The organism is Psychrobacter communis (genome assembly GCF_014836505.1).
GTDB classification, from domain to species: Bacteria; Pseudomonadota; Gammaproteobacteria; order Pseudomonadales; family Moraxellaceae; genus Psychrobacter; species Psychrobacter faecalis.
In genome coordinates, this window is the sequence record NZ_JACSQR010000049.1 from 1 (window position 1) to 12,317 (window position 12,317).

Consider the following 12,317-nt stretch of genomic DNA (forward strand, 5'->3'; position numbering starts at 1 on the left):
CTTTATGATTATGTTTGATGACCGTATCAGTAAGCATTTAATCTAAATGGCAGTTACACAGAATCTGGGATGGGCTCGCTGATTTTTTTTGCAGTTAGCTTTTCTACTATTTAACGTGCTAAATTACTCGTATCATCACCTTTTCCACCACTCCTTGATTGTACCCCTACTATGCCCTCTTCCGCTATGATAAAAACACTTTCTACCCCTATTCAACTCATTTACGCTGGCGGCACTTTTGGCAGTTATGGACGTCCATTAGCGCCATTATCAACAGACGTTTTTTTGCCAACGCTGCAAAAATTATTGGCTGAACACAATGCAGCTACGCACCTAACGCCCGTATCTTGGTTAAATAACGATCTTATTAAAGACAGTAGCCAACTTACCCCTCACGATTTTATTCATTTTTATCGGCTGTTATTATCGGCTTATGCACAAGGCCATAAACGCTTTGTTTTAATTACCGGTACAGACACCTTGAGTTACTTAGGGGCTTTTTTGGCTGAAGCTTTTGCTGGCAGCGATGTTTGTGTTGTCGTTACAGGTAGCATGCGCCCCTTACTCGATAGTGAGGTGCTGGATGCTTATACGATTGACGCCCATAGCGACGCTTGGGACAACCTCACTGACTCATTAAAACTAGCGGCAGCAGGTGAATCAGGTGTGAAGATTAGCTTTAGTGGCGAATCATGGCCTGCACAAACCGTGCAAAAAATTCATAGCCATGACTTTATGGCGTTTACCGGTCACTCACGAGCGGCATATCCGGCCAATAGTTATATCAAAAGCTTATCAGATACCTGCCGCCAGCATTGGCTAGATGACCAGCAAGCACTGGTCAGCACTATCGAAGCTCGGGCGGAGCAAGCACGCGTTCACGCTTTATATTGTTTGCCAAATGATACGGACGTTTTAAACAATCAGCTACGCGCCTTATTATCACAGCCGCCTTGTGGCATTATTTTATTAGGTTTTGGCTCTGGTAATGTACCTTACTCGCCAACTTTAGCAGAAACATTGCAACTGGCTTATGAAAAAGGTCACATGGTGATATGTGCCAGTCAATGCCCGTTTGGCGGCGTTAGTGACACTTATGCGGCGGGTAGTTGGCAATACGATTATCATGTCATTGCCGGCGGACGCTTAACCATTCCCGCAATTTATGCGCGCTTGCTATGGCTATTGCTGCGTTATGATACTCCGGCCAGACGGCGTCAACGTTGGTTAAATAATGTCAATCAGGCCAGTACTACTATCAAGAAGCGCTAAATAACTATTCACTGTTTATCACTCTATAAGCTTTAACATGACAATACCTGAGATCGAAAACATCAAAAATGACAACATTAAAACTCAAACCGCAACTGAAAACCAAGCAACTTACACCTTAGCCATTGCCATCGAGTTTTTAGGTACAAATTATCATGGTTGGCAACGACAACGAGAAGTACTTGGCGTCCAAGAAGCGTTAGAAACCGCTATCAGTAAGGTCGCCAATGAGCCAGTAGAAGTGGTAGCAGCGGGGCGTACGGATTCAAGCGTCCATGCCAGCAACATGATTGCGCATTTTGTCACTCATGCTTATCGTCCTACCCATAACTGGCTACGTGGCATCAATAGCTTATTACCGGATGATATTGCTCTACGTTGGGTTCAACCGATGCCCGCTGACTTTCATGCGCGCTTTGGCGCTATTGCCCGCCGTTATCGCTATATCACCCTCAATCAAGCCCAGCGCCCTGCTATTTTAAATCATCAAGTGACTCACATTTATGAGCCGCTGGATTTGGCCGCGATGCAATTAGCGGCGGCTGATATTGCCGGTACTCATGATTTTAGTAGCTACCGCGCTGCCGCTTGCCAGTCCAATCAGCCTATTCGCCATGTCAGTCACGCCAGACTATTTGCGCATGGGCAGTTTATCGTTTTTGATATCCAAGCAGATGGATTTTTACATCATATGGTGCGCAATCTGATGGGCACCCTCTACGCTATCGGCCGACATGAGTTGCCGCCAGCCGCCTTTTTAGATATTTTAGCCAAAAAAGACCGTAGCATTGCTCCGCCGACCGCTTCTGGTGACGGCCTGTATTTTATCAATGCCTACTATCCTGAGCGCTTTCAACAGTTATTGCCACACGCGCCTTTAACGCCTGTTTGGCTTAACCTGCCTGATTAAATATTAAGCGGGCATCGTTAATATAAACAGACATACATATCACTTACAAGCTGTCAAGTAAAAATCAGGTTCTGTATTGCTTTAATCCGCTAACTTGCGTATAATATGGTCTTATTTTTAATTGATTGATAGATAAAAAATTATGGCAAAAGACGATATTATTGAATTTGAAGGTGAAGTCATCGACACCCTTCCAAATACGTTATTTAAAGTTCGCCTAGAAAACGGACACGAAATCATTGCGCACATTTCCGGTAAGATGCGTAAACACTATATTCGCATTTTAACTGGCGATAAAGTTAAGGTTGAGATGACGCCTTACGACTTATCAAAAGGTCGCATTACTTACCGTGGTAAAAACTAAAATTTTATTACCTAAAATGGTTATAACTGCATTGATGTAAATGCTTGAGTGGTTTAACTGATAATAATAATGATATTGCTAACCTACTCATTATTACCTAGCAAATTTTAGTGTTGTAATATCAGTTTTTTGCTTTTACCATAAAAAAATACCGCTATTGTAGCGGTATTTTTTTGTCTTCATTTCAAGCTTTGAGCTTTAAAGCCCTATTACTCTATACATAACAACTTCTTATTTAAACTCGACCGTGGCACCATCTTGAATCGCCCCCAACAGCGCTAAAGCATCCCAGTTGGTCAGGCGGATACAGCCAGCTGATGCTTGACGGCTAATACGCGCAGGATCTGGCGAGCCATGAATACCGTAAGAAGGCTTACTCAGCCCTATCCATACCAAACCGACCGGGTTGTTCGGGCCTGGCGGAATGATAGACTTACTACCATCGTCACCCGTATAGGTATAGTTAGGCTCATGCACTTTTACTTCTACTGTATGCGTACCTGTTGGTGAGGGCGTTGCAGTACTGCCTACCGTGGTCGGATAACTGGCAATTAAATTATTTTTATCGTCATAAGCATACAACGTTTCGGTTGCTTTATCAGCAACGACACGGCTCACAGGCTTGGTATTAGGATTGCCCGGGTTATAAACAGTAATGGTTTCGCCGGCGCTGAATTTAGCATTAGGATTGAGCGCTTTAAGATATTTTTCGCTCATATGGAACTTTTCTGCTAAGCCTTCCGTCACGCTTTCATAATACATGCCATCGAGCTTGGCTTTGGCTTCTGCGCCAGCGGGAATGGTGGTGGTTTTGATATTAACGTCATCTTCGCTCAGCTGATAACGAACCAATACTGGCTGTGTCGTTAGTTTTTCATTTTTAGTCAATGCTTGCCAAGTCTCGTTATTTAAATTATCAGTTACCGTCAAGCCATTGGCTTTTTGAAACGCTTGCATGGCTTTGATGGTGTTCTTACCCCAATAGCCATCGACAGAGCCTACGCCATTTTGGTTCCAGTTTAATAGAGCTTGCAGCTTGGTAGTAGTATCACGATCTCTCTTCATTCCTTGTTTCCAAGTAGCACTATTTACCTTTTGCGCCTGCACTGGCAGATTTTCAGTTGTATATTTAATCGTTGGTAAGTACTTATTTAATGACGTCGCTGCTTTACTATTACCGGTAAATTTTTGACTGACGCCGTTGGTTACTGGGCTAACATCTTTAATATTGTCAGTTTTAGTATGGTCAGTGGCAGCAAAGCTTGGACTCATCACCAAAGCCGCCGATAAACCCAATGCTGTTAATGCGCTAGTAATTTTCGTTAATTGATACATGTAAAACTCCTAGAATTATTATTGATGTTATTTTTATTAGAATTTAATGAGAAATTGACTATCAAGACCCTTTGTTTATAAATATTTTATTTAGGGCTTAATGGTTTTTAAATTATTATGATGTCAGACAAAAATAGTGCAGATAAACAATCTCTACTTTAATAGGCTAATGAGCTATTTATAGTGACAGATCGGCGTGTGAGGATATAACAGCTTTGTGTTAATTAAACCTATATCCTGCGGTAGCTGTGTTAAAAAAAGGCTTTTTTTGCGACTATTTGAGTAAGTGTGTTACCTTCCATAAATGCGCCGTATAGGCATAAAAAAACCCATAACTTGCTTAGCAAATTATGGGGATATTACTCTTATGATTTAGAACTAATTAGGATGTAGAAATATCAGCTTCTATTAAAGCGGTATTCATTAGACCAATTTTGCCAAAACCGCCTGCCCCATCTCTTTACAGCCTACTTGTTTAAGCCCCGTCTCACTACGATCGAGAATATCAATGGTACGTAAGCCATCGTCAAGCACTTCACTGACCGCTTGCTCAATCGCTTGTGCCGCGGTTTCTTGTTTAAAGGTATAACGCAGCATCATCGCCACCGATAAAATAGTCGCCAATGGATTGGCTTTATCTTGACCGGCGATATCAGGCGCTGAACCATGGCAAGGCTCATACATACCTTTACCTGCCTCATCAAGGCTCGCCGATGGCAGCATGCCGATAGAGCCGGTCAGCATGGCTGCTTCATCAGATAAAATATCACCAAACATGTTGCCCGTGACCATGACATCAAACTGTTTAGGATCTTTAATCAGCTGCATACAAGCATTGTCCGCGTACATATGCGATAACGCTACGTCATTATAATCCGCTTCCTGCATCTCAATCATCGTCTGCTTCCACAGCTCGGTGACTTCTAAGACATTGGCTTTATCGATTGAGCAAACCTTGGCGGGCGTACCGGCTGCTTGTGCGCGGGTTTTTGCCAACTCAAAAGCAACTTTACCGATACGCTGAATTTCACTGGTGCTATAAACCATGGTGTTATAGCCTTGCTGCTCGCCATTTTCTAGGGTACGAATACCGCGCGGCTCACCAAAATAAATACCGCCAGTCAATTCTCGAACGATTAACAAGTCCAAACCTGAGATAATTTCAGGCTTGATGCTTGAAGCATTAGCAAGCTGCGGATAAAGTTTAGCCACACGCAGATTGGCAAACAAACCAAGCTCGCTACGAATTTTCAGCAGACCACGTTCAGGACGTTTGCTACGTTCGATAGCATCCCATTTAGGACCACCCACAGCACCTAGTAACACAGCATCTGCTGCGCGCGCACGTTGAAGCGTTTCTTCTGGTAGCGGTTCACCCGTTGCATCAACCGCCACACCGCCAATTAATCCAGATTCTAGGGTCAAACCTAAAGCGAACTTATCATTGACAGCATTTAGCACATCAATGGCTTGAGTCATGATTTCAGGGCCGATGCCATCGCCTGCTAATGTTAAAATCGTTGCCATATTAATCCTTGTGGGTAAATGGGGAAGTAAGTTGTTGTTTATGGTATTGCTAGTTATAGTATTGCTAGCAGGCTTATATAGCCTGTTAAAAAACGACTTCTTGGGCAATGGGCTGCGCAAGAAGTCAGGGTCTATCGTCAATATTTAATAATTACTTGTATCTAACTTTATCTATCCAGCTTTGGTTTTCACTTTATTTTTCGCTGCTGATGGCGTTTGAGCGGGCGCTGCCTTAACCACACGAGTTTCTACAAACTCTCCTTGGTGCTCAGCCCCCATCTCTTTACAAAAACGGCGCTTTACGCTGTTGCCTTGATAAAGATCGACACACAATGGCTCTGGAGAAGCCGTTTCTAACAAGCTACCTGAATTTGCGCCAGATTTTTTTTGGTAAGCACGCAGCTGATACGTACCTTCTTCCATAAAGTCGTGAATCATCGCAAAACGCTCAACGTAGCCCAAATTATTTTCTGGATAAAAATTAATCTGCACTTCGCGCTTCGCAGGTGTGACTCGCGCATAATAATTGGTAAGCCCAGGCATAGCAGACGCAGTTAAGGGAACAATTTTAATGGCGTTTTTATGGCTCAGCGGTGTCATATCCATCGCAATGGGCACGGAGACCTGCTTATTGCCGGCACGACTTTTGCCATTTGCCTCTTGTGTCTTGACTAGCATAGTGGGATTGATCGGCTCATGAGTCTCACTGCTTATAATGCGTGTCTGATCAATGCGCGCTATTTCACAATGATACGTTCCCACGCAGGCGATATTTACTTCACCAGCGACGGGTTTTATTTTGCCTGTCCACGCTTTGGCATTCTCTGCCGAGTCTATCTGCTGATAGCCCGTCAACAATTGACAGCCAGATAATAATAAGCTTGCGGCAAGAGCCGTGCCTGTCCATACAGCAAAACGTGTTTTATTCATAATGGCGTCTACTATTTATAAGGAAGAAAATACAATAAGGTAAAAAATAGATTGCCATTCATTTTAGCCACTTAATGCCCATAACTCAACGCTGTATTAGCGCTGAGCTCTTTTTTATGTCGATTAAAATGTTCATATGAAGCGTTTTTATCAAAGACTAAGCTCTAACCTCATTGAATATCCAAGGTGTTTTTTGCATCATCTTATGCTCATATTCTTTGATAGCATCGCTTTGCTGCAAAGTCAGCCCGATATCGTCAAGACCATTGAGCAAACAATGCTTACGAAACTCATCGACCTCAAAAGCGTACTTTTCTCCGGTTGGGGTGATGACCACTTGGCGCTCAAGATCGGCAGTTAATTCATAGCCTTCATTGGCGAGCGTCGCTTTCATCAAAGTATCGACAATGGCTTCATCTAAAACGATTGGGAGCATGCCGTTTTTAAAGCAGTTGTTATAAAAAATATCGGCAAAACTTGGTGCAATAATCGTGCGAAAGCCATATTCTGAAAGTGCCCAAGGCGCATGCTCACGGCTTGAGCCACAGCCAAAGTTTCTACGTGCCAGCAAAATGGTTGCACCTTGATAACGCGGCTGATTTAGGACGAAATCTGGATTAATCACGCGAGTGCTACTGTCTTGACCCGGATAGCCTTCGTCAAGATAACGCCAGTCGTCAAATAGATTGACGCCAAAACCGGTACGTTTAATAGACTTTAAAAACTGTTTGGCGATAATTTGGTCGGTATCGACGTTTGCGCGATCGAGCGGACAAACGATACCCGTTTGGGTGTTATAAGCTTGCATAAGATTTCCTATCAAATATATTTATTATTGATAAATAAAGCACAGAATCAAAAGTTAAAACGTGCGCACATCGACAAAGTGACCTGCCAATGCTGCTGCTGCTGCCATCGCTGGGCTGACCAAATGCGTACGACCGCCATTCCCCTGACGACCCTCAAAGTTACGGTTAGAGGTTGAGGCACAATGCTCCCCGGGCTCAAGCTTATCGGCATTCATCGCCAAACACATCGAGCAACCCGGCTCGCGCCATTCAAAACCTGCATCCGTAAATAAGGCATCCAAACCTTCTGCTTCTGCCTGCAATTTCACTTGCCCAGAACCTGCTACCACGATCGCTTCTTTAATATTATCAGCAACCTTACGGCCTTTAATCACTGCTGCGGCATCCCGTAAATCTTCGATACGTGAGTTGGTGCATGAGCCAATAAAAATACGATCAAGCTGAATATCAGTAATTTTTTGCCCAGCGTCTAAACCCATATAAGTATAAGCGCGTAACCAACCTTCTTCTTGCGCTTCATCAGCCGCTTGGTCAGGCGTTGGAACCGACTGGGTAATATCCACAACCATCTCAGGTGAGGTGCCCCAAGAAACCTGCGGCGCTATCTCACTACCATCCAACTCAATCACGCTATCAAATACCGCATCATTATCTGAATACAGGGTGCGCCAATAAGCTTCGGCTTGCTCCCACTGCTCCTCGGTTGGCGCATAAGGACGACCTTTGACATAGTCAATCGTCGTATCATCGACCGCCACCATGCCGACGCGTGCACCCGCTTCAATTGCCATGTTACAGACGGTCATACGACCTTCCATGCTCATGTCTTCAAATACTTGCCCTGCAAACTCAATGGCGTACCCTGTGCCGCCAGCCGTGCCAATTTTGGCAATGATAGCAAGTACCACATCTTTTGAGGTCACGCCAGCGCCAAGCTTACCGGTGACTCGGATTTGCATGTTTTTTGATTTCTTTTGAATCAAACACTGGGTGGCTAGTACATGCTCAACTTCTGAGGTGCCAATACCATGCGCTAAGCAGCCAAGGGCGCCATGAGTAGCGGTATGTGAATCACCACAAACCACCGTCATACCAGGCAAGACCAAGCCTTGTTCAGGACCGACTACGTGCAAGATACCTTGACGCGCATCATTAATGGTAAATTCAGCAATATCAAACTTGCTACAGTTTTCATCCAAGGTCAGCACTTGCAGACGCGATACTTTGTCTTTAATACCAGACACACCCTCTAAGCGCTCTTTGGTCACTGTTGGCACGTTGTGGTCCGGGCTTGCGATATTAGCCGACAGACGCCACGGCTCCCGATTGGCAAGCTCTAAACCTTCAAAGGCTTGCGGACTTGTCACTTCGTGCAGCAAATGGCGGTCGATATAAATTAGGCTCGAACCATCGTCACGCTTGGTGACTTCGTGAGCATTCCAAAGTTTGTCATATAACGTTTGACCGGCCATGTTGCTATCCTTTTATTTACTAATGACTAAATGGCTTATTACTTTACTAATAAAGGTATGACTTATTCTATTTGCTGGCGCACTTTAAGTTGCTGTTTACATCTAATATTTAATTAACCAGATATTTTATAAAGGCAAATATTTTATAATAATGACTATTTATGATGCTAAAAGCTTGTTAAAACAAGTAATACGCCGTCAAAAATGCGCTTAACAGAATAAATATGTCACAATACGTCTTGATGTCTTGTGATTATAGCAGGCTAATCCTATAATAATAATTGATGATTTTTACATAGTCACAAACTTTTATTTCTAATTCATTTTGACTAGGCCAGCCAACTTTTAATTATAGCTCGCTACTAGCTAAGGACATCGGTGTGAATACCACAAATTTGACGACATTCGTCACGGTTATGCAAACAGGCAGCATTTCAGGTGCCGCAGAAAAGCTGTTTATCACTCAGCCTGCGGTCAGTAAACGTATTAAAAACTTAGAAGACGAATTTAACATCACCCTATTTGATACAGTCGGACGCGGTATTGTACCGACGCAAGCGGCCAGTGAGATGTTGCCTCATGCCAAACGCTGGCTTGAAGATTATGAAAACTTTAAAATCAATCTCCAGCATTCGCAGCATATTGTCTCGGGCAAACTCGTTATCGGCACCAGCCACCATATTGGCTTGCACCATCTAGCCCCTGTGCTCAAGCATTTTATCCAAGCCTATCCTGCCGTGCAGTTAGAAGTGCATTTTGTCGATTCAGAAACGGCTCATAAAGCCGTGCTCGATGGCGATTTGTCACTCGCATTTTTAACCTTGCCGCCCGTTTATGATAAACGCTTAACCTATCATACCTTGTGGTCAGATCCGCTTTACTTTATGACCGGTACGTTATCACCTTTGGCGACCAAGTCCAATGTGACGCTCGAGCAATTGGCGCGCTACCCTGCTATCTTACCGTCTGCCAATACTTTTACTAGCCAGATTACGTTAGCGGAATTTGCCAAGCATAATTTAAAACCTTATGCCACTATGAGCACTAATCCTTTAGAATCAATCCGCATGCTGGTTTCTGTCGGACTTGGTTGGTCAGTATTGCCGCAAACTATGGTCAGTCAGGATTTGGAACGTATCGATATGGCCGATAATATCGAATTACAGCGTTATTTGGGCGTGGTCATTAATCCAAAACTCACCCAATCTAGTAGCGTAACGGCTTTACTAGATTTGCTTGCGCCAATTGACTAAACCATCAATTCAATCATTGGCAAGCGATTATATATTATTCACTAATCAAGATATTTATTTGATAAATAGGCGCGTTCGCATTTGTGTGACTCATACGTTATAATACGTCTGACGTTGTTTAGATAACATAATTTTACCTGAAACTCACTGATAATCATATATTGAAGACTTCTAGTAATATATGATAGTAAGCAGTAGGTTTGGTGGTTTTAAATGATTGGTTATATAAGCGGCTGATGTTTATAAATGATGATTTGATGCGAGCGAGTGAGAAGATAAGATTGCGTTACAAGTTTGCCGTTTGCATTTCATCACGACTTTGTAGGTATCAACCCACAACCACACCAATCATATAAAACTAACAGCAGATTTCGAATAAAAGCCATTATGTCCTACTTAATGGCTTTTTTCGTCTTTAGATTTTTTATCTTGAGATACATTGAGATATGGTTTTTAAGCAGCGTCTTATAAGACTCAACTTTTCTCGTTAAAAATAATGACAGCTAACTATGTTGGTTAAGGACAGTTTATATGAACGGAGTTTCTAGTGGCGTGCTGATATCACTTGGCGCCTATTTCTTAGTGATGATTGGGATTGGTGTTTATGCTTATTTTAAGCAAGCCAATGATACTGAAGGCTATATGCTGGGTGGACGTAGCCTAGGTCCTGCAGTCACCGCCTTATCAGCAGGTGCATCGGATATGTCGGGTTGGTTGCTCCTTGGGTTGCCCGGTGCGATGTACGCTGACGGTGTGGTCAGCGCTTGGATTGCCATTGGTTTGACCTTGGGTGCTTTTTTAAACTATATCATCGTGGCACCGCGTCTTCGCGTTTATACCGAAGTCGCTGACAACGCCATCACTTTACCTGATTATTTCGCTAACCGCTTTGAGGACAAATCACATTTACTGCGGGTTATCTCAGCCGTGGTTATTATCTTATTCTTTACCGTCTATACCGCCGCAAGCTTGGTCGGTGGCGGTAAGCTCTTTGAAAGCTCGCTCAACCTTTCTTACAGTACAGGTCTGTGGGTGACCGCTGGCGTCGTCGTCGCTTACACGCTATTTGGTGGTTTCCTAGCCGTATCAATGACCGACTTTGTGCAAGGTATTATCATGCTCTTTGCCATGGTGATTGTCCCTATCGTTGCTTTGACTGACCTTGGTGGCGTAAGCGCAACGACCAATGCTATCAGAGCCATCGATCCAAGCATGCTCGATATCACGAGTGGCATGACAGCTTTAGGTATTATCTCCTTACTCGCTTGGGGCCTTGGTTATTTTGGTCAGCCGCATATTATCGTACGTTTTATGGCGATTCGTTCAGTGAAAGATGTGCCAACAGCACGTAATATCGGTATGAGCTGGATGATTATCAGCCTGATCGGTGCTTGTGTTACGGGTATCGCGGGCCGCGCCTATGTGCAAAAAACGGCGATGACGCTAGATGACCCTGAAACCATCTTTTTGGTATTCACGCAATTTTTGTTCCACCCACTTGTTTCAGGTTTCTTATTAGCGGCCATTTTAGCCGCAATTATGAGTACCATATCATCACAACTACTCGTGGTATCAAGCTCATTGACCAAAGACGTATATAAGCTTTTCTTTGATAGAGACGCTCCAGAGGCGCGTCAAGTATTGGTCGGACGTATCTCAGTTATTGTGGTGGCCGTTGTCGCTATTTTGCTGGCGTCTAATCCAGAAAGCTCGGTATTGAACTTAGTTTCTAATGCTTGGGCAGGGTTTGGTGCGGCATTTGGACCTTTGGTTATTTTCAGTCTGACATGGCGCGGCATGAACCGCAATGGCGCGGTCGCCGGTATGGTGGTTGGGGCATTGACCGTTATCCTGTGGGTCTATGGCCCGTTCGAGATGAATGGAGTGGCACTAAACAGTTGGTTATACGCTATCGTTCCAGGCTTTATCTTGAGTACCATCGCTATCTTTGCTGTCAGTATCATGACTGGTGGTCCAAGACCGTCAGTATCTGCGAAGTATAAAGAGATGGAAATGAACCTTAATAAATAAGTATTTTTTATCCATTATACAATAATGAAAACCCTCACCAATTTGGTGAGGGTTTTCTTATTATGAGCGATAGGACTTGGATACATAGTATTAAAAGCTTTTGGTTAATAATACTGTCGCCGATTTTTCATCACGATCATCGTAATAACCAAAATTACTTGATGTTGTTTCATAATCGAATACCAATCGTGGTGTAAGTCCTAGTAAAGTAAAGTCGCGTTTCCAAAATTGTAAACCTAATGAGGTGGTTTTGTCTTTTCTTCTTTCATTGCATCGAGGTCCTTTAAAGTTATCATAATGCCTAGTCTGTTAATCGACAAAAAAGCGATCTTAAAGAGTAATGCCAGTCAGTTAACGCTGACTGGTATTTTTTTTGGGATATTTTTGTGGTTTACCCTTAACTACCCTCGGGCA

General features: G+C 43.4%; 10 protein-coding genes and 1 pseudogene. 5 read left to right on the forward strand and 6 right to left on the reverse strand.

The features are described from left to right. The first annotated feature begins 171 nt into the window (after nucleotides 1–171). The 3 genes from H9653_RS11640 to infA all read left to right on the forward strand — a co-directional run bounded on the left by H9653_RS11640 (nucleotide 172) and on the right by infA (nucleotide 2,546). The gene (locus H9653_RS11640) at nucleotides 172–1,272 is read left to right on the forward strand and encodes an asparaginase (RefSeq protein ID WP_191692488.1); all 1,101 of its coding nucleotides are present in this window, start codon (nucleotides 172–174) and stop codon (nucleotides 1,270–1,272) included. A gap of 37 nt (nucleotides 1,273–1,309) precedes the next feature. Further along, entirely contained in the window at nucleotides 1,310–2,182 is an 873-nt protein-coding gene (gene truA, locus H9653_RS11645) for a tRNA pseudouridine(38-40) synthase TruA (protein ID WP_225211745.1), read from the forward strand. Between the two features lie 142 nt (nucleotides 2,183–2,324). Continuing rightward, nucleotides 2,325–2,546 carry a translation initiation factor IF-1 gene (infA, locus tag H9653_RS11650; protein ID WP_021814850.1) on the forward strand — a complete coding sequence of 74 codons (222 nt, stop codon included), beginning with the start codon at nucleotides 2,325–2,327 and terminating at the stop codon, nucleotides 2,544–2,546. Between the two features lie 231 nt (nucleotides 2,547–2,777). On the opposite strand, the gene H9653_RS11655 is transcribed toward infA, so the two are convergent. The 5 genes from H9653_RS11655 to leuC all read right to left on the reverse strand — a co-directional run bounded on the left by H9653_RS11655 (nucleotide 2,778) and on the right by leuC (nucleotide 8,619). After that, a complete protein-coding gene (locus H9653_RS11655) occupies nucleotides 2,778–3,881 on the reverse strand; it encodes a L,D-transpeptidase family protein (protein WP_191692489.1) in 1,104 nt (367 codons plus the stop codon). A gap of 423 nt (nucleotides 3,882–4,304) precedes the next feature. After that, complete coding sequence (gene leuB / locus H9653_RS11660; protein ID WP_191692490.1) at nucleotides 4,305–5,408, reverse strand: 3-isopropylmalate dehydrogenase; 1,104 nt, start codon at nucleotides 5,406–5,408, stop codon at nucleotides 4,305–4,307. Nucleotides 5,409–5,579: 171 nt separating this feature from the next. Then, complete coding sequence (locus H9653_RS11665; RefSeq protein WP_102077109.1) at nucleotides 5,580–6,338, reverse strand: hypothetical protein; 759 nt, start codon at nucleotides 6,336–6,338, stop codon at nucleotides 5,580–5,582. A 157-nt stretch (nucleotides 6,339–6,495) separates the two neighbouring features. Further along, on the reverse strand, nucleotides 6,496–7,146 hold the full coding sequence (leuD, locus tag H9653_RS11670) for a 3-isopropylmalate dehydratase small subunit (RefSeq protein WP_102077110.1): 651 nt from the start codon (nucleotides 7,144–7,146) through the stop codon (nucleotides 6,496–6,498). 54 nt (nucleotides 7,147–7,200) lie between these two features. Continuing rightward, entirely contained in the window at nucleotides 7,201–8,619 is a 1,419-nt protein-coding gene (gene leuC / locus H9653_RS11675; RefSeq protein ID WP_191692491.1) for a 3-isopropylmalate dehydratase large subunit, read from the reverse strand. A 380-nt stretch (nucleotides 8,620–8,999) separates the two neighbouring features. On the opposite strand from leuC, the gene H9653_RS11680 reads away from it, so the two are divergent. Both H9653_RS11680 and putP read left to right on the forward strand, forming a co-directional pair. Continuing rightward, on the forward strand, nucleotides 9,000–9,872 hold the full coding sequence (locus H9653_RS11680) for a LysR family transcriptional regulator (protein ID WP_144296455.1): 873 nt from the start codon (nucleotides 9,000–9,002) through the stop codon (nucleotides 9,870–9,872). Between the two features lie 531 nt (nucleotides 9,873–10,403). Then, complete coding sequence (gene putP / locus H9653_RS11685) at nucleotides 10,404–11,903, forward strand: sodium/proline symporter PutP (protein ID WP_191692492.1); 1,500 nt, start codon at nucleotides 10,404–10,406, stop codon at nucleotides 11,901–11,903. A 90-nt stretch (nucleotides 11,904–11,993) separates the two neighbouring features. Here the strand turns inward: putP and H9653_RS11690 are convergent. Next, a pseudogene (locus tag H9653_RS11690) lies at nucleotides 11,994–12,194 on the reverse strand (surface lipoprotein assembly modifier); the annotation flags it as partial. Nucleotides 12,195–12,317: the final 123 nt, after the last annotated feature.